Annotated in this window: 15 protein-coding genes and 1 pseudogene; 15 read left to right on the top strand and 1 reads right to left on the bottom strand. The window is 52.0% G+C overall.

All coding sequences use genetic code 11. From position 1 onward, the window contains the following. Positions 1-95 precede the first annotated feature (95 nt). The 15 genes and pseudogenes from LX87_RS23475 (at position 96) to LX87_RS23405 (ending at position 20,302) form a co-directional block, all read left to right on the top strand. Positions 96-689: pseudogene (locus LX87_RS23475) on the top strand (SDR family NAD(P)-dependent oxidoreductase). A 17-nt stretch (positions 690-706) separates the two neighbouring features. Continuing rightward, a complete protein-coding gene (locus LX87_RS23470) occupies positions 707-1,030 on the top strand; it encodes a nuclear transport factor 2 family protein (RefSeq protein ID WP_111630737.1) in 324 nt (107 codons plus the stop codon). 99 nt (positions 1,031-1,129) lie between these two features. Beyond that, a complete protein-coding gene (locus LX87_RS23465; protein WP_111630736.1) occupies positions 1,130-2,059 on the top strand; it encodes a hypothetical protein in 930 nt (309 codons plus the stop codon). Positions 2,060-2,205: 146 nt separating this feature from the next. Then, positions 2,206-3,111 (top strand): alpha/beta fold hydrolase, encoded by a 906-nt coding sequence (locus tag LX87_RS23460; RefSeq protein WP_111630735.1) that lies wholly within the window; start codon positions 2,206-2,208, stop codon positions 3,109-3,111. 93 nt (positions 3,112-3,204) lie between these two features. Continuing rightward, positions 3,205-4,095: a helix-turn-helix domain-containing protein gene (locus LX87_RS23455; protein ID WP_229310791.1), complete on the top strand. Its 891-nt coding sequence runs from the start codon at positions 3,205-3,207 to the stop codon at positions 4,093-4,095. 396 nt (positions 4,096-4,491) lie between these two features. Then, a complete protein-coding gene (locus tag LX87_RS23450; RefSeq protein ID WP_111630734.1) occupies positions 4,492-5,103 on the top strand; it encodes an RNA polymerase sigma factor in 612 nt (203 codons plus the stop codon). A gap of 120 nt (positions 5,104-5,223) precedes the next feature. Then, positions 5,224-6,354 (top strand): FecR family protein, encoded by a 1,131-nt coding sequence (locus LX87_RS23445; RefSeq protein WP_111630733.1) that lies wholly within the window; start codon positions 5,224-5,226, stop codon positions 6,352-6,354. Between the two features lie 208 nt (positions 6,355-6,562). After that, positions 6,563-9,943 (top strand): TonB-dependent receptor, encoded by a 3,381-nt coding sequence (locus tag LX87_RS23440; protein ID WP_170139442.1) that lies wholly within the window; start codon positions 6,563-6,565, stop codon positions 9,941-9,943. 34 nt (positions 9,944-9,977) lie between these two features. Beyond that, complete coding sequence (locus LX87_RS23435) at positions 9,978-11,573, top strand: RagB/SusD family nutrient uptake outer membrane protein (RefSeq protein ID WP_111630731.1); 1,596 nt, start codon at positions 9,978-9,980, stop codon at positions 11,571-11,573. Between the two features lie 33 nt (positions 11,574-11,606). Next, positions 11,607-13,010 (top strand): DUF5018 family protein, encoded by a 1,404-nt coding sequence (locus LX87_RS23430; RefSeq protein WP_111630730.1) that lies wholly within the window; start codon positions 11,607-11,609, stop codon positions 13,008-13,010. A 49-nt stretch (positions 13,011-13,059) separates the two neighbouring features. After that, the gene (locus LX87_RS23425; protein ID WP_211325363.1) at positions 13,060-14,166 is read left to right on the top strand and encodes a metallophosphoesterase; all 1,107 of its coding nucleotides are present in this window, start codon (positions 13,060-13,062) and stop codon (positions 14,164-14,166) included. Next, positions 14,141-14,983: an endonuclease/exonuclease/phosphatase family protein gene (locus LX87_RS23420; RefSeq protein ID WP_111630729.1), complete on the top strand. Its 843-nt coding sequence runs from the start codon at positions 14,141-14,143 to the stop codon at positions 14,981-14,983. Before LX87_RS23425 ends, LX87_RS23420 begins: the two co-directional genes overlap by 26 nt. Before the next feature lie 118 nt (positions 14,984-15,101). Next, positions 15,102-17,726: a PQQ-dependent sugar dehydrogenase gene (locus LX87_RS23415; RefSeq protein WP_229310790.1), complete on the top strand. Its 2,625-nt coding sequence runs from the start codon at positions 15,102-15,104 to the stop codon at positions 17,724-17,726. A 26-nt stretch (positions 17,727-17,752) separates the two neighbouring features. After that, a complete protein-coding gene (locus LX87_RS23410; RefSeq protein ID WP_111630728.1) occupies positions 17,753-19,309 on the top strand; it encodes an ADP-ribosylglycohydrolase family protein in 1,557 nt (518 codons plus the stop codon). Positions 19,310-19,336: 27 nt separating this feature from the next. Continuing rightward, the gene (locus LX87_RS23405) at positions 19,337-20,302 is read left to right on the top strand and encodes a Gfo/Idh/MocA family protein (RefSeq protein ID WP_111630727.1); all 966 of its coding nucleotides are present in this window, start codon (positions 19,337-19,339) and stop codon (positions 20,300-20,302) included. A 301-nt stretch (positions 20,303-20,603) separates the two neighbouring features. Here the strand turns inward: LX87_RS23405 and LX87_RS23400 are convergent, their stop codons facing one another. Next, entirely contained in the window at positions 20,604-24,839 is a 4,236-nt protein-coding gene (locus tag LX87_RS23400) for a two-component regulator propeller domain-containing protein (protein WP_111630726.1), read from the bottom strand. Positions 24,840-25,177 lie beyond the last annotated feature (338 nt).

The following is a 25,177-nucleotide window of genomic DNA, read 5'->3' as shown; positions in this document are numbered from 1 at the left end:
AATAGGGATAAATTTATCCCTATTTGAATCGTAAATCCGTACTTGTCATCACCTACCATACTGTCGAAATTTGTCCTAAACAAACGAACAACGTGATGGACTTTAATTTTGAAAACGAACTGGCAGGTCAGATCGCGCTGGTAACCGGTGGCACCAAAGGGACAGGCAAAGCAATCGCCGATCGCCTGTCGAAAGCAGGTGCAACGGTAATCATTACCGCCAGAAACAAGCCGGAAGAACAAACCAATCCTATTCATTCCATCACCGCCGATCTGAGCAAACCAGAAGGGACACAGCATGTGGTCGACGATTTACTTGGTCGATTTGGCCATCTGGCCATCCTGGTCAACAATATGGGCGGCTCAGAAACACCCTGTGGCGGTTTTGCTGTGCTGTCGGATCAGGACTGGGAATCGGCTATCAAACCAACCTGCTTGCTCCTGTGCGGCTGGACCGTGGCTTTTTGCCCGGCATGATAAGGGGTGATTATCCACATCGCATCCATCCAGGCGAAGTTGCCCCTTTATGATTCCACACTCCCCTATGCGGCAGCGAAAGCGGGTCTGGTGAATTACAGCAAAAGCCTGTCGAACCAGGTCGCACCGAAACGTGTGCGGGTGCTCACGGTGTCGCCGGATTGGATTATGACCGATGCATCCAGCTTTAATTGTAACGAAACCATTTATTAAATTTAAAACTTTCAGCGATGAGACTCCCAGACAATATAGCAGGCCTTGTAAAGGCACAGAATGAACAGGATAGCACCGCATTCGCGCAATACTTTACTGAAAAAGCCACCGTTTCTGACGAAGGATCTTCCTATTCGGGCAGAGACGAAATCAAAGAATGGATTCAGCAGGCGACTAAAAAGTACCAAATGCAGCTAAAACCGATCCATTTCAATGAAGATGGTTTAGCGGCCGAGCTGACCGTCGAGGTTACCGGCACATTCCCCGGCAGCCCTGCCATAATGCAATACCATATCAAATGGGACGGTTCACTTATCGGTTCATTACACATCAAGGGGTAAAAGCCCCGGCAAAAAATTCGCAGGAATTGCTTCCTGAATGTCTTATAGCCCTGAAGCATTCCTACGAAACCATTCGCTATCAAACACAACCTATTTAAAATGATCGTAAAGCCCCGACTTACACTTGCCATTTCTGCTTTGTTAGCGCTGTTTTTCTCATCGGTTGCCTGGGCGCAGAAGCCGGATTCCATTGGTCAAGGTGACCCTTTTCAACGCATTCAACCCGCGCCTGAAAGCGTGTTCAAAATGTTCCGCGAGGCCGGAATGCAACCTGTTAACCGCGAACTGACACCGTCTCAAAAAGAAATGGTGCGCAATGCTCTTGCCGTGTTGCCGCCTTTACACCAGCGTATTCTGAGACAGCATTTGCAAAGCATCAGCTTCATGGATAATATGCCCAACACGGCATTAACCTCGGTACTCGATTCAGTCGGCGGACTGAAAATGTTCAACATCACGTTTCGGGCGGGCTTGCTGGATGAGACGATTTCAGAATGGGCAACCTGGAAAGAAAACACCTGCTTTAATCCGGTGGATAAGGCTGATTATCAGATACGTGTCCAAGGTGGCAATATGGATGCACTCATTTACGTGCTGCTGCACGAGGCCACGCACGTAGTTGACGCGGTGACGCAGGTCACTCCCTACTTTGCTGAAAAGCATTCAGTAGTCAAACCGACACCATTCACCAAAAATGTTTGGCGCCTGGCGAATGTGCCCGAAGATCAATACATCGACTCCCTGCTAGAAAAGACCCGTTTCCGAAGCGGTCGGCCGATGATGATCAGCCAGGCGCCGGAAGTTTATCAAAAGCTCGCCAAGACGCCCTTTCCTTCATTATATGGCATGGCAGCCTGGTCCGAGGATCTCGCTGAGCTTACCACAATCTATCACCTCACCACCCAGTTGAATCAGCCTTTCCACATCGTGGTGACGAAAAACAATGTCGAGCTGGCCCGGTTCGAGCCGATGAAGAACGTGCTTGTCAGAAGGCGGTTGGGCCAACTCGCGGCTTTCTACGCCCGGTAAATCTACCTTTCGGGAAAAATGTACAAGTCGCTTGGCTTTTTATCCATTCTTTCACGCGGTTTCACAGGCCAACTTTGCAATGTCGAATTCAACGACAACCGGCTAACCGTTAGCTGGTTAGGTTTTAACTCAAACTTGCTATTCACATGAAAACCATTGCATTGACCATCGGCTTGTTATTCACCTTTATCCACAGCCAATCGCTATTTGCACAAAACCGCAAGCCGGCGTCGGCAGGAAGACAAGAGTATATTGAAGTAGAAAAGAATGTAAAACTGCACGTGATTGACCTGGGCGAGGGCCAGCCGGTAGTGCTCATTCATGGATGGCCGCTGAACAACGCGATGTATGAATATCAATACCAGTACCTGGTTGAAAAAGGATTCAGGGTGGTCGGCATTTCCCTGCGCGGTTTCGGTAAATCCGACCGGCCCTACGGTAAATACGATTTCGACACGTTCTCCGACGATATTAAAGTGGTGTTGGAAAAACTGAAAATTGAAAACGCCGTGCTTGGGGGCTTTTCGATGGGCAGTGCCGTTACACTCCACTATGTAACCAAATACAATGGGGCGCATATCGCCAAGCTGGCCTTGTTCGGTGCCTCGGGTCCTTCGTGGAAAAAACGCGCTGACTACCCTTACGGCGTGTCGGAGGAGGACGCTGCCGCGCTGATCCAGCAAACCAAAACCAACCGGCAGCAACTGGTGGCAGGCTTCGGAAAAGGCTTTGCCGGTCAGGAAGGCGGGCTTTCTCAGGAATCGATTAAATGGCTCGAAAGCATCAACCTGGATGCATCGCCCTACGCGACCACCCAAGCGATTACCGCGCTGCGGGACCTGGACCTTCGGCCCGAGTTAGCCAAAATCAAAATGCCTGTCGCCATATTCCATGGGGTGAATGACAAATTGTGTGACTTTGCTCAGGCCGAGCAGCTGCACAAAGGCATCAAAGGCTCTTACCTGGTCAGATTTGAAAAGAGCGGTCATGGCCTTTTCTTAGAGGAAATGGATAAATTCAACGCCGAACTCGAAAAATTCGCCAGAAGCTAACCACCCAACCGTACCTGCAAAGCATCAGCAGCTTTGCAGGTACTTTCAAATACGGACTGCAATTACATAGATCAACCACACCCATAAATAGCCATGAGTACAACCGTTTTTAACAACAACTTAAAGACGCTGGGATTATTGCCGGTAAGTCAGCAGCAAGTAGATGCGATCAACGGCCCTGACTATAAGCCATACATCAAGATCCTTTATTTACCGGCCGGCTTCAAGCTACGGGTCGATTTTTCGGTTTATCAAACGGCCCAACCTACCCTTTTCTTTATTAGCCCTAATCAATACCTGCAAATCGAAGAAGCGGAGACGGAAAGCGGCTATTTCATTTTCTACAACCGCGATTTTTACTGCATTCAAATCCACGACCAGGAAGTGGCCTGCGATGGTTTGCTGTTCAACAACATCCGCAACATGCCCAAAGTGGAGGTCTCGGAAGAGGAAATCGCATTTCTGGGCTGTTTGTTTAAGGAAATGATTCAGGAGTTTCAATTAAATGACAGCCAGCTGGAAGAAATGGTCCGGACGTACCTGAAACAACTGCTGATCCGCGCGACACGCTCCTGGAAAAGGCAGCATTTGGACAACGCCGTGACCGAACAGCAAAGCGATATGAAATTTTTCCGCAAGTTTACACGGCTGGTCGAAGAGCATTACAAATCCAAGCATACCGTCGCCGATTACGCCGATTTTCTGTGCATGGCACCGAAAACGATCACGCACAAATTCAACCGCCTTCGGCTGCCCCAGCCCAATGAGGTGATTAAAAACCGCATTATACTCGAAGCTAAACGGCTACTGGTACACACTTCGCTCACGGCAAAGGAAATCGCCTACGAACTGGGTTACAACGATCCGGCTTATTTCAGCAGATTATTCATGCATGGCCAAAACAGGCGAATCGCCATCCAGTTTCCGGACAAGTTTTTTAAGCTAACTTCAAATATATTATTTAATCGGTCCCAATATCTTTGATCGACAGTTTGGATGAGTGATATGGTCCTATTAATCCGGACACGAAACTTTTTAACTTCGTGTGCCGATGCGTCGGCCCGGCATGAACCAATCCCAACTACAACTACCAAAACGAAAGTATACTGCCGAGTTCAATGGGGCCGCCCTTTAGGTTTGTTGAGATGGGCCAGTTTTGCCGGACAGTCTAAGTGCTTAACTTATCGGCCCGCCGAAACAATTGATTCTACCCATTAAGGTTACAAACCACTAGGTGTAATTAAGAATAGGTATCTACATCAAAGAGCAAGGTTTAGAAATATCTTGATTTAACTTCATAATTGAAATTTTATGTAATAAATTACACCAGCATAAAAATTTACTCTCGGTATTATTTAACGTTCCAATACTTGCTGGGTAGTGATCGACCGTAATAGAAGCAAGAATCCGTTCGCCAGCTCCTCTGATCCTGAATTACTGGATTTTATCAACGGGGGCAAAGAATCTGCTTTGACCGAGTTGTATGACCGGTATTGGGAGAGCATATTCCTGTATGTCGTGAAGGTATTGAAAGACCCCGACGGGGCCAGTGACGTGGTTCAGGAAACCTTTATTGCCCTCTGGCAGAAGCGGGGCGAACTGGATGCCGTTCGTTCCTTAAAAGCCTACCTGATTTCCATTGCCCGTTATAAAGCATTAAAAAGCATTAGTCTCAACTTATCGGAGGAACGTTACCGAACTTCGCTACTCAGCTTCTTCAACGAAGTGGCCAACGACCCGGAAACCCAGCTGATGGCGCAGGAAATGGATACTTTTCTGGAAAGTCAGATTCAGGCCCTGCCCGACCGGATGCGGGAGGTGTTTCTGCTGAGCCGCCGGGAACAACTGTCGCATGCCGAGATCGCCGATCGATTGCAGATTTCGGACAAAACCGTAAAAAAGCAAATCTATTACGCACTCAGGCAGTTACGCTCCGCTATGGACGAACAGCACATGTGGACCACCATTTTTCTTTGTTCCGTCCTCTGCTGACTGCAATTTTTTCAAAAATTTTCTGCAATCCTCTACTACCACCATCCCGGTTTTTGACACTACAGTCAAAAGGCAGCGTAAGCCTGTGTCCAAGCGGACCACAGGCTGCTCTCAATCCGTATGACAGAGGAAGAAATCAAAGAGTTGTTGAAGCGCTTTCGTCAGGGCACCTGCACGGATGAGGAGCGCGAGTTGCTGGAGTTGTGGTTTGAGAAAACGTCTTCGCAGTCGAAATGGAACTGGGAGAGCGACAGGGCGCGTGAGCAGATGCGGGCACGGATGCGGGCGGGCATTCAGACGGCTTTGAAAGAGGAACGCGTAGTTACCCGAAAGCTGTGGCCCTGGCTCAGTGCCGCGGCATCGGTGGCGTTGCTGCTGGTGGGGGGATGGTTTTACTGGTCGAAAGAAAACCGCTCCAGTGCGTCGGAAGCCCATTACCATACCGCAGCGGTGGCCCCCGGCAGCAACCAGGCCATGCTGACCCTGGCCGACGGTTCGACGATTCTGGTCGACGCGGCCGCAACGGGGGTACTGTCGACTCAGGGGAGCAGCCAGGTGACAAAAACCGGTGAAGGGCGGCTGGAATATAAAGATGCGGGTACGGCTTCGGCCCCTTCCGGCAGAAACACCTTATCCGTGCCGAAAGGAGCTACGTTCAAGGTGACATTGCCCGACGGAACAGCCGTTTGGCTAAACTCGGCCACCCAACTCATTTATCCGGCCAGCAATAGCGTTTCAGAACGGATTGTGGAGTTGCATGGTGAAGCCTATTTCGAGGTAAGCCCCGACAAAAACCGTCCCTTCAAAGTTGTTTCGGGCGATACCGAAGTACGCGTCACCGGAACCCACTTCAACGTAGCGGCTTACGAGGATGAACCGCAGGTCTATACCACGCTTGCCGAAGGGCAGGTAATTATCTCCAACAAGGGCAGTAAGGAAACGCTCCGGCCCGGCCAGCAGGCCATCACGGAACCGTCGGGATTGTTGCAAATCCGGGAGGTGGATGTCGAAAGCTGGCTGGCCTGGAAGGAGGGCTATTTTGTGTTTGACGATCAGGATCTGCGGTCGGTGATGAAAATGGCTGCGCGCTGGTACGATGTGGAAGTCACTTACGAAGGCCATGTGCCCAACAAACGTTTTGGAGGCACCTTTTCCAAATCGAAAGATCTGAAAGGACTATTGACCTACCTAGAACAGCTGGGCGGTATTCATTTTAAACAGCAAGGCAAAACAATCACGGTTATGAACTGACAAACACCCACGCGCCAACCTGGGCCGAAAAAAGTCGGAAGTGCTGGAACACCTCCGACCCGACAGCTTGGAAAGCTGTGTTAGGCTCCTCTAAAAATGCAGTGAACTTTCTCCATTAAAGGAAATCCTATCGTCACAAATGTACAAAGAAAGGGTATTACCTACACGGCGGAGCCTGGCTTCGCCCCTGAGGAAATTATTTCTCATTATGAAACTGGGTATCATCATGGTATTGTGTGTAGTGCTGGAAGTGACCGCAGCCAACGTTCGCGCCCAGACTGCCACTATTAAGGTCCAGAATGCTTCTTTAAAAGAGGTCTTTAAAATTCTCAAACGACAGACCGGCGTAGATTTTCTCTACGTGTCTGACGACCTGAAAGGGACCAAACCCGTCACGATGAATATCGTGAATGCCCCCCTGAACACCATTCTGGATGAATGCCTGGAAGGACAGCCGCTTTACTATACCATTGATCGGGCGACGGTGTTGATCCGGAAAAAACGGGAAGTCCGCACCGAAAGCCTGCCTGCGGCTCCCGAAGCCCTGGCGCCCATTACGGGAAAGGTATTCGATGCCGCCGGGGGTGAACTGGTTGGGGCTTCCGTTCTGATCAAAAACCGTCCGGGCGTTGGCACGACCACGGATGAAAAAGGCGTATTTACCCTACAGGCCGAAATCGGGGACGTGCTGGTGGTGTCGTTTATCGGTTTTGTCAGCAAGGAAGTAACCGTTAAAAATACCGCCAGCATCCGGGTGGTGCTGGAGACCGAAAACAAAGCGCTGACAGATGTGGTCGTACTGGGGTACGGCGCCACGACCAAGCAAAGCCTCGTTTCATCGGTCGCGCAGGTGAGTTCCGCCGAAATCAAAACCGCTCCCACGGCCAACCTGTCGTCGATGTTGCAGGGCCGTTTGCCGGGTCTGGTCACCCGGCAATCGAGCGGGCAACCCGGCTCTGATGGAGCTTCTCTGTTGGTTCGCGGGATGAACACGCTGAGCGGAAGCAGCCCTTTGATTATTGTTGATGGTATTGAAAGGGGTTTCCCGCAGATCAATCCCGATGAAGTGGAATCCATCACCGTGCTGAAAGATGCGGCCTCAGCGGCCGTGTACGGAGCCCGGGCCGCCAATGGGGTCATTCTGATTACGACCAAGCGGGGGAGTGTCCAGAAACCGACCATTACATACAACTCATCACTGGCGCTCAGTTCGAACACCCGGTTTCCGGATTTTCTGAATGGTTCCGAATACGCGTACTGGTACAACAAAGCGCAGGAAATGGACGGGGTTGCCGAAGCCGCCCGCCGTTTCAAACCGGAAGAAATTGCCCGGATCAACAACGGCGACCCGGAAGGCGTGTTTGGCAATACCGATTGGTTTGATCTGCTGTTCAAAAAGACCGCGCCCATTTATACCAACAATCTGTCGCTGGATGGCGGCACTGAAAAATTCAAATACTTTGTGTCGGTGGGCTCCTACAACCAGCAGGGGATCATTGCCCGCACGAACAACAACCGCTATAACTTCCGGGCCAATATTGATGCCCAGGTCTCCGACCGCTTTAAGGCCACGTTCGGCATTGCGATCCGGGATGAAACGACGGAACAGCCCGGTTTGTCGGCGGGTTTGGGCAACTCCTATGCCTCGATTTTCAGCCAGGCCATGATGTCGTATCCGTTTTTGCAACCCACCAATAAAGACGGCATGCCGGTCGGAAGTTTTAACACCGGCAATGGCAACCAGAACCCCCTGGCCGCCCGCGATCTTTCCGGTACGCAGGACACCCGGGCCAATAATCTTCAGGGAAATATTTCACTCCAGTACGACTTCCCGTTTCTGGAAGGTCTGAGCGCGCGGGTAAACGGCGCGTTCGACAAAGGGTACAGCATGCGTAAATCAGCGGTTTTGCCTTACCTGCTCTCGGTTTACAACAACGCGACCCGCACGTTTACGGAAACCTACGCCCGCCATTCGCTGACCGGAATGGCGACCATCAACCAGTGGTTTGCCGATTCGTGGCAGACGACCCTGCAACCGTCGATCAATTTCAACCGAACCTTCGGAGCGCATAAAGTGGGCGGGATGTTGTTATACGAATACATTCGCAGCAATGGCACGTCCATGTCGGCCGGTCGACGCGGTTTTCCGATTACCGATATTATGGACCTGAACTACGGCGAGGAGGTGATCAATGATCTCGTTAAAGGCGGGCATTCGATGTTCCACCGGGCCGGTTATGTTTCCCGTCTGACCTATGATTATCAGGGTAAATACCTGGCCGAATTCACCGGTCGGTACGACGGTTCGACCCGGTTACCGTCTGACAACCGCTGGGGATTATTTCCGGCCCTGGCCGTTGGCTGGCGAATTTCGAACGAGCCTTTCTTCAAGGAAAATGTGCGGTTTGTGAACGACCTCAAACTGCGGGCATCCACCGGTAAGCTGGGGAATGATGCGGTGGGCAATTACGCCTACCTGCGAACCCTGGCGATGGGCGCCAATCCGGTAGCCATGATCGGAAACCGGTTGGTTCGGTCGCTGAACGTGAGCCGGGTGCCAAACAAGGACATAAAATGGGAAACGACCACCTCATATAACCTGGGTTTTGAAAGCTCGCTCTGGAACGGTCTGCTGGGGGTAGAAGCCGATGTGTTTTACAATGTTACCAAAGACATCCTTCAGTCGCAGAGCGGTTTGATGCCACCGTCGATGGGCGGTTACTACCCGGCTACCATCAATTCCGGGGTGGTGGATAACCGTGGTTTCGAACTCATCCTGAGCCACCGCAAAACGTTTGGTGATTTCTACTACAACGCGCGGGGAAACGTCAGCTGGGCGCGCAACCGGATTGTCGAAACCACCGAAAATGTCAATGTGCCCGATCACGCCCGGCGTACGGGTCGCCAGATCGGCATGAAGTACGGTTTTGTGGCCGATGGCCTGTTCCAGAGCGAAGAGGAAATTGCCAACAGTGCGCTTTTCGGGCCGACCCGGGTGGGCGAGGTTAAACTGAAAGACCTGAATGGCGACGGTCGGATCACCTGGGACCAGGACTGGACGATCATCGGCCGCAGCAGTACGCCCGAAATGATGTTCGGGCTTAACCTCGGGGGTGGTTACAAAGGGTTCGATTTTAACGTCTTTTTCCAGGGCGCAGCCATCGCGGATGTCGCGCTGTCGGGTTTGTATAGCAACTCGGATGTCTACGATAATACCTTCTATACAATGGCTTTCTACCAGGATGGCAACTCGCCCAAATACTTGGCAGAAGGAGCCTGGACGCCGGAAAATACGAACGCCAAATACCCACGTTTAAGCACACTTTCGGCCCAGAGCGGGGGGAAATTCTCGTCCTGGTGGATTCGTGACGCGTCATACCTGCGCCTGAAGAGCTTCCAGATTGGGTATACGCTGCCCCGTAGCCTGACCCAGCGGATGAAGATCGAAGGGTTGCGGTTTCACATCTCGGGTAGCAACCTGTTCACCTGGACCGGCCTGGAATACCTCGACCCCGAAATGCCCGATGTGAACCAGGGGTATTATCCGCAGCAGAAGCTGTTCGAAGGCGGTTTGAGCCTGTCGTTTTAATCCACTGTGTCTTACTTGTTTACTTGCAGGAGTTATGAAAATTATTTCCAAAATAAATATTGCCCTGGCTTGCTGTATCGCCTTGTTGTCGGGTTGTAGTCTGGAGCCGGAACTGACCGATGTCTATGGGGAGGAAGTAGCCTGGTCGAGCGAAGCCAACCTGGAACTATCACTGAATAAATTTTATCCGCTCATTGGCCAGACATATTACACGCCCCACGTCAACCAGGATGCCTACTCGGACATTCTGAAAATGAACACCCCGTCGGCCGACCAGAACCGGATCACCCTCGGATCGGCCCAGATCACCCCAGGCGAAAATCCGCTGGGCAATTGGGAATGGGGATATACCTGGATTCGGAATTGCAACGAATTTCTGGACGGTATGCAGACGTACGGCGGGAAACTGCCGGAAGCTACCCGGTTGCGGGCCGAGGCTGAGGTGCGTTTTTTCCGGGCCTACGTCAACTTTGAACTTGCGAAGCGGTATGGTGCCAGTATCATTCTGTTCGACCGGCTGCCCGACGGTTCCCAGCGTGCCCGCAACAACCCGGAGGAAGTCTGGAGTTTCATTGCTGCCGACCTGGATTTTGCCGCCCAACAGTTACCGCTTACGGTGCCCGGCACCCTGGCCGGTAAACTCACCAAAGGCGCGGCTTTGGGCCTGAAAGCCCGTACCATGCTGTACGCCCAGCGTTGGAAAGTGGCTTCGGATGCGGTGGCGGCTTTGGAAGCTCTGGGATTATACGACCTGCATCCGGATTACGAAAAGCTGTTCCAGAACCGGCGTTCGCAGCCCGTTGAGAACAAGGAAAGTATCCTTGAATTTGGGTACAGTTCGCCCAATTTTGGCTATTCGTTTGATTATTTCTTCTGCCCTCCGGGCGACAAGGGATACTCCCAGATCAGTCCGACCGATAATCTGGTGTCGGCGTATCAGATGGCCGACGGAACGGACTTTAGCTGGTCCAACCCGGCGCACGCGGCCAAGCCCTACGTCGGACGCGAACCCCGGTTTTATGCTTCCATTCTGTACCACGGCGCATCTTGGAAAGGGCGCACCATCGATACGCGCCAAGGGGGCGTCGACGGGTATGCCGTGGGCGGAGGAACCACCAGCACGGGGTATTACATGCGGAAGTTTTTTGATGGATCCGTCAAAACGCAGGATACCGGTTTTCAGCCCGGCGAACTGACCTTTTACTTCATGCGGTATGCCGAGGTATTGCTGATCAAGGCCGAGGCCCTGGCCGAACAGGGAAATCTGTCGGAGGCCCTGGCGGCCCTGAACCGCGTTCGGGCGCGGGCTGGGTTCAAAGAGGCCGTGACCGCCGGAAGCAAAGAAGAATTTATGCGGTTGCTCCGTCACGAGCGGATGATCGAACTGGCGTTTGAAGGCCATCGGTTCTGGGACCTGCGTCGTTGGGATCTGGCCAAGACCGAATTGAACGGCATCAGTGCGAAAGGGCGTGTGCCGGTCATGGTTAACGACAGTACCACGACCTACCGCGAAGTAGATGCCGACAACGGCCGAAAGCGGGTTTACTTGCCAAAATACAACCGTTTCCCGATTCCTTCGGTGGAGTTACAGCGCAATGCACTGATCCAGCAATTTGACGAATGGAAATAAACGGTTTTCCTAAACCATGATTTGTCTGAACCCATGAAACGATTCAATCTATACCAAACCGTTGGTTGCCTGTTTGCCCTCCTGGTTTTATTTTCCTGCGAACAGGTCGACCTGGATAAAGGCGTTACGGAACGTGTTGGCTTGCTCAACTTCGCCGTTTCGATTCCGGGCCAATCCATCGAATACCCCGCCACGAAGCCGGGGCCGTATGCCAATGACGACACAATTGTCATCCGGGTGCCGTCAACGGACGAAAACCCGCTGGACCTCAAACGCCTGAAAACGTTTGCCAGCCTGGGGCACAACAGCACCATCGAGCCCGCTCTGGGGCAGATCACCGATTTCTCTGCACCCATTGCTGTAACCGTGAAGGACGGCGACGGTGCCGTTACCCGGCATGTGGTTAAGGTCGTTCCGGCCCTGCCCAAAACGGTTTTCTCCAAAGTCTGGTTTAAATCGTCCGAGGCTCTGGGCATCAAGCGTACCAACATTTCGGGGATAGCCGTGGTGGGCGAGCATCTGCTGGTGGCCGACTTCAACGGCGGTAATACGGGCATGGACAATGGCCTGCGGGTGCTCAATAAAAATACAGGCGAACTGGTGAAGTCCATCGCCCCGCCGACCACGTATTGTATGCAGGTGGTGGCCGACAATGCGGACCATTTCATCGTCAACCGCTACAATATTTATTCGGCGGGTTTCATGGTCTACTACTACGAAAACGTGGATGCGGCCCCGAAACTGATCCTGAATTACCCCGCTTCTGCCGGTTGCCCGGTGAATTTGGGTCGAAAGGTCAGTGTGATTGGTAACCTGAAATCGGGCAAAGCCTACGTCTACGCAACCACCAACGGTACCAATACGGTGTACTACTGGGAGTTCCGGGACGGCGTTGCGGTATCGACCGAACCGACGGTTTTGCGTTACGCTTCGGCTTCGCCCTGGACGTATGCGCACATTCAGCGAAAGTCCCTGGATGCTTCGTCGGATCACTACCTGACCTACTGCAACTACAACGCTTCGGATCCGAATCTTCTGGAAGGCAGCCGGTTTGTGTCCTTTACGCCCGACATGGAAGAAACGATGATGGCCAAGCAAAACCATTACTACAAAATATTGGGCTTTAATGCCTTCCGGGTCGGTGGAGAGGAGTTTACCGCCCTGCTGACTCAGGGCTATTACGCCTGGGATGCCACCCACATCAAAGTTTTTGAAACCAATGACCCGTCAAAATTCGGTCAACAACCGGGTTCGGCGGGCTATTCGGACTTCATGCTCTTTCAATCCGAAGCCTACGGCGGAACCAACTACAACCGCTATGGCGACCTGGTAGCGGATGTACGGGGCGATGAGGTGTATCTCTACGCTACCATGGCCACCAACGCAGCGACTAACTCGGGCGTGATGGTGTACAAAATGAAATACAACAAACCCTGAACCGTCGGCACCCGGAGGGGCTAACCAGCCGGGTGCCGTTTTTACTGGTATGGTATTACAACTACGGAAAGTGATGGGGCGTATTTTGCTGGCCCTGATCACTGTATGGATGTGGCCTGACGAGGTTGGGGCGCAGGGCTATTCGGCACCGGCTTTGTCGAATAAAGATTCCTGGTCGATGGTGATCATTCCCGACCCGCAGGGGTACACCAAGTTTGCCCGGAACCAGCCTCTGCTCGACCTGATGCTGGCCTGGGTGGAGGACAACCGGCAAAAACTGAACATCGGTCTGGTGCTCTGCACGGGCGATCTGGTGGAGCACAATTACATCACAGAACGGCCGAAGGAAAACGGGGATCAGTTGAGCGGTTCGCAGTGGAAATGCGTCAGCGATGCGTTCGGGAAACTCGACGGAAAGCTACCGTATATCCTTTGCACCGGCAACCACGATTATGGCACGGGCAGCTCCGAAAACCGCTATTCCCAGTTCAACAGTTATTTCCCGCCGGTCCGGAATCCGCTTAATCAGTCATTGCTGGTGGAAATGGCACCCAATGCTGCCGGTGTGCGAACCCTGGAAAACGCCTGTTATGAGTTCCGGCCACCCTTTGGCAAACCGCTATTGGTGTTTTCGCTGGAATTCAATCCCCGGAAAGCCGTGGTAGAATGGGCGAAGTCCGTCGCGGCCCGACCGGCTTATCGGCAACACCGGGGCGTGGTACTGACGCATAGCTATATGCGTTCGACGCAACGGAACAATGAACGCATTACCAAAGAAGACTATCCGCCCGGATTCAGTGATTATACCCTTGGCGATGACCTCTGGAAGCAGCTCATCCAGCCAGCCGACAACCTCGGTCTGGTGGTTTGCGGGCATATCATCGATGTGGCTTCCCATGCCGGGCACGTGGGGTTTCGGACGGATAAAAACCGGTCGGGCCGGGTGGTGAACCAAATGCTGTTCAATGCCCAGAACGAAGGCGGCAACTGGAAAGGAAACGGGGGCGACGGGTGGATCCGGATTCTGGAATTTTTGCCGGACCAGCGGACGGTTAAAGTAAAAACCTTTTCGCCCCTTTTTGCCATTTCGCCCGCAACCCGGCAGTTGGCCTGGCGCACGGAACCGTTTGATGAATTTGAATTTTACCTGGATTGAACTCGTGAGAAAAGGCGTATTTCTTGTAAAAACCGTAGGGCTGGTCATAGCCATGTTTCATTCGGCCTTCGGGCAGTCGAAGGGGCCGGAAACGCTCAAGGTGATGTCGTACAATATCCGGATTGCCAGCCCGCCCTCCAAAGGATGGGGGTACACCGATCTGCCGGCAACGGCGGAGGTCATCAACCGGGTCAAACCGGATCTGGTGGCGCTTCAGGAAGTGGATGCGTTCACCGATCGCTCGGGCAAGGGCGTGGATCAGGCGCGGGAACTCGGAACGCGAACCGGACTATATTATCACTTTGCCAAGGCCATCGACCGGAGCAACGGCGATTACGGGGTGGCTATTCTGTCCCGCTTTCCCATTATAAAAGCCGAAAGCTACCGCTTGTCGGTGGTGTCGGGGCATCCGGAGGCTGAAGTGCGGGCGGTGGCGGCCGTTACCGTGAAAACGCCCCTGGGAAAGCTCGTCTTCCTGTCGGCTCACCTCGATCATTTAAGCGACCAGGACCGGGCGCATCAGATTGGGCAACTGAACGAAATTCTGCGTAAATACCGTACGTTGCCCGTGATTCTGGGCGCGGATCTTAATACAACCCCTTCCAATCCAGTTATCAACGGCTTAATCCGGTACCTGGAAAAACCGTGTACGGACTGCGAATGGACCTTCCCGGCCGACCGGCCCAACCGGACGCTGGATTATCTGATGCTCAGCAAGAAAGCAAGTCGTCAATTCAAAAGGCTGACCTACGCCACTGTGAATGAAACGTATGCTTCGGATCATTTACCCCTGATGATGGAGCTATCGTTAAACTAGAAACCGTATTTACTAAAATTGTATTATTTTGAGTAGAACTATTGTTTGGCCAGCGGGTCTGTTGGCCTTATATTCACTTTTTTGGGGATCATCGACTTCCGAAAGACTATCTTCCCCTTTGTTCCGGTATGAACGGGCGGCAAACGCTGCTGCGGTCAGTCAGGAGGGACGACCCGATAGCACCCGGTTTACCCACAGTATTCTGGCATCCGGTTTCGATGAACCCATGCAGATGGCTATCCTGCCCGATTATAGTGTGCTGGTTGCCGAGCGCAAAGGAGCCCTGCGGCTGTATGACGCAAAGGCGAAAACGCTTTCCACGGTTGCCCACCTTAATGTTTTCAGCGGTATTGAAGACGGTTTGCTGGGAGTAGCGGTGGACCCGCAGTACGAGAAAAATCACTGGGTTTACCTGTATTATGGCCTGGGGGGCAACCGCAATGTGAGCGAACTGGCCCGGTTTAGTTATCGCAACGGGGTGCTGGATATGGCCTCGAAAAAGGTGCTGCTGGAAGTACCGACGCAACGGACGTATTGCTGTCATTCGGCGGGCTATATCACCTTCGACCCGGCGGGGCTGCTCTACCTGTCCATTGGCGACAACACCAATGCCGAAGAGATCGAAGGTCACAACCCCACCGACGAACGGCCGGGGCGACAACTTTCGGACGGACAGGGAACCTCGGCCAATAGCAAGGATTTCCGGGGGAAGATTCTGCGCATCAAGCCCGAAGCTGATGGGACTTATAGCATTCCCGACGGTAACCTGTTTCCCAAAGACGGTTCGCAGGGGCATCCCGAAATCTACGTTATGGGCTGCCGCAACCCGTTCCGGGTATCCGTGGACCCCAAAACCGGCTATGTGTACTGGGGTGATGTAGGCCCGGATACCGAAGTGCCCGCGGAGGAAGGAAAACTGAGCTACGACGAAATCAACCAGGCCAGAAAGCCCGGTTTCTTTGGTTATCCGTATTTTCTGGGCGCGAACGAAGCTTTCCCGAAATACGATTTTGCCACCAAAAAGGAAGGCCCTCCGCAAAATCCGGCTGCTCCGGTCAATAACTCTCCAAACAATACCGGTATCAAAAATTTGCCGCCCGCCCAACCCGCCTTTATCTGGTACGGCAAAGGTCCGTCGAAACGCTGGCCACTGGTGGGTCGGGGTGGAGCCAGTGCGATGGCGGGGCCGGTTTATTACAGCGACCGGTATCCGAATGCTCCCTACAAACTGCCGGCCTACTACAATGGCAAATTGCTGATCTACGACTGGATTCGGAAATGGATGATGGCCGTAACGATGGATGAGCAGGGCAACTACGTCAGCATGGAACCATTCCTGCCCCAACTGAATGTGGTGGCTCCGATGGATATGCAGATTGCCAAAGACGGCGCCGTATACATTCTGGCCTACGGTACAAACTGGTTTGCCAAGAATACCGATTCGGGCATCATTCGGGTTGAATACAGCGAAGGCAACCGCCGACCGATTGCCGTTGCCAAGGTCAGCAAAACTGTGGGCGCAGTGCCGCTTTCCGTGCATTTTTCGGCCAAAGGGTCGAAGGACTTTGACCCCGGCGATCAGCTTTCCTACACCTGGAAAGTGGGTTCCGTTAGCCTGAAAGGGGCCGAGACCGATTACATTTTCAAAAAGCCGGGGACGTACGACGTGGTGCTGACGGTGACGGATTCGCAGGGAGCAGCGGCCACTACCACCTCCCAGATTCGGGTCGGCAATGAACCGCCGAAAGTGGTCATTGGCAGCAGCGCCAACCAGAGCTTTTACTGGGACAATACGAAATTTGACTATAAAGTTACCGTCACGGATCGGGAAGATAAACCCATTGCGAAAACGCGGACCCGGTTTTCGTTCGATTATCTGCCGTTTGGCAAAGACCTGGCGAGCGTGCTGTCGGCGGGCAATGAAGACGTAAAATACGCTGCGACGAAGGCGTTTTATGACACCCAGGATTGTAAAGCCTGCCATACCGTCGATACGAAATCGATTGGCCCCGCCCTGAAGGAAATTGCCCGCCGGTATACCGGAGACCCGGATGCCAAATCCCGGCTGGTGGCCAAGATTATTGAGGGCGGCAGCGGAAACTGGGGTTCCTATCCGATGCCTCCCCATCCCAACCTGACGCCGGAGAAAGCCGGGGAAATTACCGATTACATCCTGAGCCTGACCAAACAGCATGCATCGCTGCCCCTGGCCGGTTCGCTGCCGCTCGATCGCCATGTGGGGAAAGGCGTGGAAGGAGCGTATGTGTTGCAGGCATCGTATACCGACGGCGGAACCCCGTCCATGCCCCCGTTGACGGCCAGCAGTTACGTTGTTCTACGCCATCCGCAGATCGAAATGGAAGATTACGCGGAAGGTAACGTCGGGGTGGTGATTGCTACGCTCAATACCGGTTACGTTTCGTACATCAGTAACATTATCAACGGAAAATACGCTCGTTTCGACGGTATTGATCTAACGGGGATTGGAAGCGTAAAACTGCGCATCCAGGAGCACGGAGCGGGCGGAACCATTACGGTTCATCTGGACGCCAAAGACGGTCCGGAAGTGGGACGACTGAACGTACCGGCGGGCCAGCTTAGTGACCTCAAAACCGGCTGGAAGGAAGTCAGCTTGCCGATCAGGCCCACCACGGGTAAGCACCACCTCTATTTTGTGTTCAGAAACCCGGATGCAAAACGGGCTTTGTTCCACATCGATAAGATGATCTTTGAACGTCCTTAGCAAGCTGATTAAAACCGTAACTTACTATGAAAACTGTAATGAGATTACCGGGGGCACTTTTGCTATGGCTCTGTTTTTCTATTTCTAACGCATCGTTCGCGCAATTGCGCGACAAGCAACCCGTACTGAAGTTAACCAAAGACGTCCTCCGCGATAAAATCAAAGGGGGCTGGGCCGGGCAAACCATTGGAGTGACGTTCGGCTGGCCGACCGAATTTGTGTACCAGGGAACGTTTATTCAGGATTATCAACCCATCCAGTGGCACGACGATTATGTAGCGGAAGCCATGCGGGTTTTCCCCGGCCTTTTCGACGATATCTACATGGACCTGACGTTCGTGGAAGTGTTTGAACGACTGGGACTGGAGGCTCCTGCCGATTCGTTTGCGCTCGCCTATGCCCGCTCAGGTTATGAGCTTTGGCATGCCAACCAGGCCGGACGGTATAATGTGCTGCAGGGAATGCGACCCCCGCAGTCGGGCCACTGGCTTCATAATCCGCATGCCGATGATATTGATTTTCAGATCGAAGCAGACTTTGCCGGCCTGATGAGCCCGGCCATGCCAAACGCAGCGTCGGCCATTGCCGACAAAGTCGGTCACATCATGAATTACGGCGATGGGTGGTACGGGGGCGTGTTTGTGGCCAATCTGTACGCGCAGGCGTTCCGGAGTAACGACGTGAAGGTCGTTGTTAATAAAGCCCTGAAGGCCATTCCGGCCCGGAGCCAGTTTTACCAATGCGTAGCCGACGTCATTAAATGGCACAAAGCCTATCCGAACGACTGGAAACGGACGTGGTTTGAAATCCAGCGGAAATGGACCGAGGATGTTGGGTGTCCCGATGGTGTTTTTCATCCCCTCGATATTGATGCCAAACTCAATTCGGCCTACGTGGTGCTTGGACTGCTGTACGGGGGCGGGGACTTTACAAAAACCATGGAGATTTCCACGCGGGCGGGTCAGGATTCGGACTGTAATCCGTCTACGGCGGGCGGGGTACTGGGCACCATGCTTGGTTATAGCCACATTCCCGATTACTGGCTGAATCCTCTCAGCAAAGCGGAACAGACCAACTTTAGCTACACCAGTTTGTCACTCTCGAAGGTGTATGAACTGGGGTATCGGCATGCATTGGCGAACATCACCCGCCAGGGCGGAAAAGTGCTCGAAAATACCGTTGAGATTCGGCAGGAACCCGTCAAAACCGTGGCTTTTGAGGAAAGCTTCGCTGGTCATTTTCCCGATCATAAGCAAACCGTCAATCAGGTGAGCAGCACCGGTATCGAATTCACCGCCAGCGGTATCGGCTTTGTGCTGCGGGGGCATGTCCGTAAAACGAAGCGGGAGGCTCCCGATACCCCTGTGCGGGCCGCGTTGTATGTGGATGGTAAGTTATTGGAAGAAGCCAGTCTGCCGGTAGTGAACGCCCACCGACGAACGGAATTATTCTGGCGGTACCAGCTTCCGGAAGGAACGCATCAGGTACAGATAAAAATCCTGAATCCTGATCCGGTCTACGAAATGGTAGCGACCGAAGCTGTAATGTACTCCTCAAAAAAGCCCCTGGGTGTGAGAAAGTAGACCATAAAAAACTAGTACGTAATTACTATGAACAGACGCAAATTTGTGCAATATGCCTCAATCGGGGCCACCTGCTTAGGAACCGCCGGGATTTCTCTGGGCCGCGACCGGGAAACCGTTGCCGGAAAACGAGTCGGTATTATTGGGCTGGACACCAGCCACAGTGAAGTGTTTACCAAAATGATCTATAACGGGGGCTCCGATATGCTGGGGTATCGGGTGACGGCCGCCTATCCGCACGGCAGTAAGGACATTGTTTCGGCGCTCAAAATGAAACCGGAAATTACCCGCGCCGTTCAGGGCATGGGCGTCAAGCTGGTTGATTCTATTGAGGCTTTGCTGAACGAGGTAGATGTCGTTTTGCTGGAATCGAACGACGGACGGGTGCATCTGGAGCAGGCCATGCCGGTATTTAAATCCGGAAAGCGGGTTTTCATCGATAAACCCATTGCGCCTTCGCTGGCCGAAGCCAAAGCCATTTTCAAGGCCGCCGAGCAATACAATACCCCCATTTTCAGCTCTTCGGCCCTGCGTTTTGATGCCAATGTGCAAAAGGTCGTGGGCGGCAGCATTGGCCGGGTGACGGGTGCCGATGTGTATACCCCCGCCGAAATCGACAAAGGACATCTCGACCTGGCCTGGTACGCCATCCACGGGGTGGAAATGTTGTTTACCGTTATGGGACCCGGTTGCAAGACCGTTAGCCGCAGCCATACTGAAGGCACCGATGTGGTGGTAGGCGTTTGGGAAGATGGCCGCATCGGCACGGTCAGGGGCATTCGAAAAGGAGCCGCCAATATTGCCGGAACGGCTTTCGGCGAAAAAGGAATCGCGCCCCTTGGCCCGTTCGCTACCTACGAGCCATTGGTTAAATCCATTGTGCGCTTTTTTAATACGGGTAAAGCACCTGTGTCACCCACTGAAACCTTGGAAATATTTTCATTCATCCAGGCTGCTCAGGAAAGCCGGAAGGGCAAAGTCGTGTCTATATAAGTTGCCAGGAAAACAATCCAGTCTTTTAGTGCGTTCGGGTTCGATAAAAATGATAAGCACCAAAGAAGGCTAACCCTATAACTAGCTCTCTTTGGTGTCATCATCAGGCTTATTGGTATGGTTTTCGGTTTATTGTGAGCCGATCAGCTTCTTGGGAAAAGGCCAAAAATGGATGCGGGTAACTTCTAAACCATGAACTGGTCCGGAGTGGTGATTTTCTTTCCAGCTATTCCACATACAATTGGACTTGCTACATTTGAGAATTAAACTTTAGGGCATTTGTTGCTATTTGATAGACCCATTAAGTCGTTTGTTTTTTTCGGGCCGAAGCCCGCTCTAAGGCTGTTTTCAAGGCGTTGAGCATTAAAGGTTTGGAAAGGTAATCATCCATTCCTACCTGTAGACATTTTTCTTGATCTTCTTTAAGGGCGTTGGCAGTCATGGCAATGATGACAGGCTGGGGACCGGGTCGCTGGCGAATACAATGGGTCGCTTCCAAGCCATTCATATGGGGCATCTGCACATCCATGAGAATGACATCAAAAGCCTGATTTTGCAGCATCGATACCGCTTCTAACCCATTCTGGGCCAAATGGGGGGCATAACCAAGCTTCGTTAGAATGTTCAGGATTAACTTTTGGTTGGCGGGATAATCTTCTGCCACTAAAATAGTAAGAGGGTTTTTACTCGCAAAATCGGTGGATAAACTTTGCTGTATGGGGTGGGAAGCAACCGCCGGACTTTCCTGGGATAAGTTAAGGTGCCGGCCAACTAAATCGAAAAGTTGCTGCTGGTGTATGGGTTTGGTAAGAATGGCCGAGAATAGACGACTATCGTCTTTCCCAGACTCTTCCCCAAGGAAGCGTAGTAGAATGACCGGAAGCCGGGGGTAACTGATCTTGATCTGCCGGGCCAACTCGACCCCATTCATGCCCGGCATATGCAGGTCGGTCAGCACAACTTGAAAGGCGGAGTCGGCCGTCAGCAGCGCCAGGGCCTGCTGACCAGATAAAGCAATGGACGGGCTTAATCCCCACGCTGCGAGCTGGCCTTGCAGGCTTTCCAAATTGGTTTGACTGTCATCAACGATCAGCACTCGTTGACCCACCAAATCAGTGGTATAGGTCAAAATAGCGTTCCGCTGCGGGTGTGCTCGCGCTTGACAGCGAATGGTGAAGGTAAACACCGTTCCCTGGCCTTCCTGACTTTCGACGGTAATTTCTCCGCCCATGAGTCTGACCAACCGTTCGCTGATGGCCAGCCCCAACCCCGTTCCGCCGTATTTGCGGGTCATTGAGGAATCAACCTGTGAGAAGGCTTTGAAAAGCCGCTGTAATTTGTCTTCGGCAATTCCAATACCGGTATCGCGCACCTGAAACGCCAGCTCCAATTCCTGATCGTTGATGCACCGGTTTAGCATTACCTTAATAAACACTTCGCCCTTATGGGTGAATTTAACGGCATTACCAACCAGGTTGATAAGGATCTGACGCAGGCGCAACCCGTCACTGACGATGTGCTGAGGCACCTGTGGACAAACCTGATAGATTAAATCCAGTCCCACTGTGGCCGCTTTGGTGGCAAACAGGTCCAGAACCTCTTCAATGGAGTTTCGGAGGTCAATATCGTGTTGTTCCAGTTCCAGATTACCTGATTCTATTTTCGAAAAGTCGAGAATGTCGTTGATCACGCCCAGTAAATTGGTCCCACACTGGTAAATCGTTTCGACGTATTCGTGCTGTTCTTTAGACAGTTCCGTTTCCTGCAATAGGTAGGTCATTCCCAGCACCCCATTCATCGGGGTACGGATTTCGTGACTCATCGTGGCCAGAAACACGCTTTTGGCTTTCGTGGCGTTTTCGGCTTCCTGCCGGGCGGCCTGTTCTTTTTTACGCCCCTCGTTGAGCTGCTCAATCAACCGTTGCATATGTTCGGTCTGGCTCTGTAGCTCTTCCGCCTGACTTTGCAGTTCTTCCGTCTGGCTTTGCAGTTCTTCCGCCTGACTTTGCAGTTCTTCTTTCTGGTAAAGTACTTCCGCTGTCCGTTCGCTGACCAGCCTTTCGAGTTCCTTTTTATGGTTTTTGAGGGATCTGATCCGCCATTGGTGGATCAGATTCGTACTAATCAGCAGCAGAATAGCTACGCTTATTTTAAACCACCAGGTCTGCCAGAAAGGCGGCTTGATAATCACCCGAAAGGTAGTCCCCTGGTCATTCCAGAAGCCATCGTTATTGGAGGCTTTCACCCGGAACGTGTAAACGCCCGGTTCAAGATTGGTATAGGTAGCCGTTCTTCTAAGGCTTTTCAAACTCCAGTCCTGATCAAAACCTTCCAGTTTATACACGTATTGATTCCGCTCCGGTTGCGAGTAATTTAAAGCCGCAAATTCAAATGTTACCGTTGATTGACTATGCGAGAGGGTAATCTGACGGGATCGGAGCAAAACAGGCCGATCGAAAATCCGTAGATTGGTAATAACCACCGGCGGAATAACCAAATTATCCCTGAGGCTATCGGGATGAAAGCGGTTCAGGCCGCTGATGCCACCAAAGTATAAGGTGCCCTGTGGTCCTTTAAAAACGGCCATGCGGTTAAACGAACTTTTCTGAAGACCATCCCCGGCATCGTAGTTTCGGAACGTTTTCGTTTGGGGATTGAACTTCGATAGGCCTTTGTTTGTGCTTATCCACAGGTTCCCGTGCCGATCGCTGACAATTCCCTGAATCACTTTATTGGCCAGTCCCTGCTTTTCCTTGTAGACGGTAAACGACTGGGTGCTGGGATCAAAGCGGTTTAAACCACCATATGTGCCAATCCACATCTGCCGCCGACTATCTTCGTACAGGCTGATCACCAGGTTATGGCTTAAACTGTTTGTATTGGCCCGGTCATGATGATAGGCCCTGAAAATGCCGCTTTTGGGATCGAACCGACTAACACCGTCGCCTTCGGTGCCAATCCATACCGTGCCACTGTGGTCATAATGCAACGAACTGATATACCCCTGAATCAGGCTGTCAGGCCGGGCTGGATTGGGGCGGTAATGGGTAAATCGACCGGTTTTTTTGTCGTACCGACTAATGCCATTTCCCTGAGTGCCCAACCAGATTTGCCCTTTTTCTCCTTCCACCATCGTACTCACCGTTTCTTGACTGAGTCCTTTGTCATTATCTGTCTGGGTATAATTGAGAAAGTCGCCGGATTTTTCCTGCCATACACTTACCCCCCCTTTATAACTGCCTACCCAGATATTCCGATCACTGTCCTGATAAAGGCTCATGATGTAATTACTGGCAATACTTCGTGGATTATCCGGATTATGCTGGTAGTGGAGATAGCGGTTGGTGCCTTTCAACAGGACGTTCAGGCCGCCCCCGTCCGTTCCCATCCACAAATTGCCCTGATGATCCTCCAGCACCGCCGTAACATTGGTATTATTAAGGCCATCGGGATTCCGCAAGTCTTTCTGAATGAGTTCGAATTTGCCCGGCTGATGATCGAAGAAGTTGACTCCTCCGCTGTAGGTTCCGACCCACATATTTCCATTTCGATCCCGGAAAATGGCATAAATCGAGCCGTTGTTAAGACCGTAGGGATTATTTTCATCGTAAGAATACCGAGTAAAGGCTGTCCGGCTTTTGTTCAGCACACTAATGCCTCCATTTTCAGTACCGACCCATAAATTACCGTTTTCATCCTCCTGCATGGTATTCACATCGTCATGGCTGATGGAAGTGGATACTGCACGATTATGCCGAAAACGGGTAAACGTTGTTTGATCGGCATTGAGAAGGTTTAATCCACCTCCTTCGGTGCCAATCCAAAGTCGGCCATTGGCATCCTCAAATAGCTTTTTGAGTGTATTTTGGCTCAGTGAAGTTTTATCCGACGCACGGTTTTTATAGTGCCGAAACTGGCGTGTTGTCAAATCCAGCCGGTCCAGTCCCCCTCCGTAGGTGGCCACCCAAATTTGCCCCCGGCGATCAACCAGCACATCCCTGATCAGATTATGACTTAGGCTGCCCGGTATCCCGGCTTGATGCCGGTAGTAGATAAACGTCCGGCTCTCGGGATTAAATTGCATAAGGCCCTCATCGGTTCCAATCCAGAGCTTACCCTGACGATCCTCAGCAATAGACGTAACACGGTTATTACCAGGCGTCTTGGTATCTGAGTGTTTATAAACGGTAAATTTTCCAGTTTGTTTATTGAGCAGGCATAAGCCACCATCGTCCGTCCCTACCCAAAGTCGTCCTTTCCGGTCTTCATACAGGGACAGGATATAATTATCGCTTAAGCTGGCAGGATCACGCGGCTCGTTCTGGTAAATGGTAAAAGAGTAGCCATCGTATTTGTTCAGTCCGTCCTGCGTACCAAACCACATAAATCCCTGCTTATCCTGCAAAATACAGGTCACATTACTTTCGGAAAGTCCTTCCTGGGTCGTGATATGTTTGAAGCGTATCTGGCTGATCTGGGCCTGAGACGAATAGGAAAAAAGACTGTAGGCCAGTAACAGAGTAATAAAGCTTTTCATGAAGGGCCCAATAGGGCAGCAGTATATAGTGTATGCCAACTGATTTAAATGGCGACTAATCCTACAGAGATCGTACAAAAACTGTGCAAGTTTCCTTAAAAGCAGTAACAATCATCAAACTAGGACGTGACAAGCAGTAACAATCACCAAAACGGCAAACGGATTTCTATACAACTAGTGGCAATCCCTCTGACAAAGAGGATTTTGAAAATAACCTAACCAACTCATCCTGGCTTAATTCTAGGGCTATTAAAAACCGTTGCACTTGCCGTAAGCCCGCTTCTCTGGCCTTTTGAACGGCGACTTTAACTTGAGCCTTTTTATGATAACTGATGATG

The organism is Larkinella arboricola (assembly GCF_003259745.1).
Classification (GTDB): domain Bacteria; phylum Bacteroidota; class Bacteroidia; order Cytophagales; family Spirosomataceae; genus Larkinella; species Larkinella arboricola.
Note: the sequence above shows the minus strand (reverse complement) of the source record. Positions and strands in the feature narration are given on the sequence as shown.

Excerpts from the sequence above, each read along its gene's own strand:
- LX87_RS23455 (WP_229310791.1), top strand. The coding sequence starts at position 3,205 with ATGAGTACAACCGTTTTTAACAACAACTTAAAGACGCTGGGATTATTG.
- LX87_RS23445 (WP_111630733.1), top strand. The coding sequence starts at position 5,224 with ATGACAGAGGAAGAAATCAAAGAGTTGTTGAAGCGCTTTCGTCAGGGC.
- LX87_RS23425 (WP_211325363.1), top strand. The coding sequence starts at position 13,060 with ATGGTATTACAACTACGGAAAGTGATGGGGCGTATTTTGCTGGCCCTG.
- LX87_RS23440 (WP_170139442.1), top strand. The coding sequence starts at position 6,563 with ATGAAACTGGGTATCATCATGGTATTGTGTGTAGTGCTGGAAGTGACC.
- LX87_RS23460 (WP_111630735.1), top strand. The coding sequence starts at position 2,206 with ATGAAAACCATTGCATTGACCATCGGCTTGTTATTCACCTTTATCCAC.
- LX87_RS23400 (WP_111630726.1), bottom strand. The coding sequence starts at position 24,839 with ATGAAAAGCTTTATTACTCTGTTACTGGCCTACAGTCTTTTTTCCTAT.
- LX87_RS23465 (WP_111630736.1), top strand. The coding sequence starts at position 1,130 with ATGATCGTAAAGCCCCGACTTACACTTGCCATTTCTGCTTTGTTAGCG.
- LX87_RS23420 (WP_111630729.1), top strand. The coding sequence starts at position 14,141 with ATGAATTTGAATTTTACCTGGATTGAACTCGTGAGAAAAGGCGTATTT.
- LX87_RS23405 (WP_111630727.1), top strand. The coding sequence starts at position 19,337 with ATGAACAGACGCAAATTTGTGCAATATGCCTCAATCGGGGCCACCTGC.
- LX87_RS23435 (WP_111630731.1), top strand. The coding sequence starts at position 9,978 with ATGAAAATTATTTCCAAAATAAATATTGCCCTGGCTTGCTGTATCGCC.
- LX87_RS23470 (WP_111630737.1), top strand. The coding sequence starts at position 707 with ATGAGACTCCCAGACAATATAGCAGGCCTTGTAAAGGCACAGAATGAA.
- LX87_RS23410 (WP_111630728.1), top strand. The coding sequence starts at position 17,753 with ATGAAAACTGTAATGAGATTACCGGGGGCACTTTTGCTATGGCTCTGT.
- LX87_RS23430 (WP_111630730.1), top strand. The coding sequence starts at position 11,607 with ATGAAACGATTCAATCTATACCAAACCGTTGGTTGCCTGTTTGCCCTC.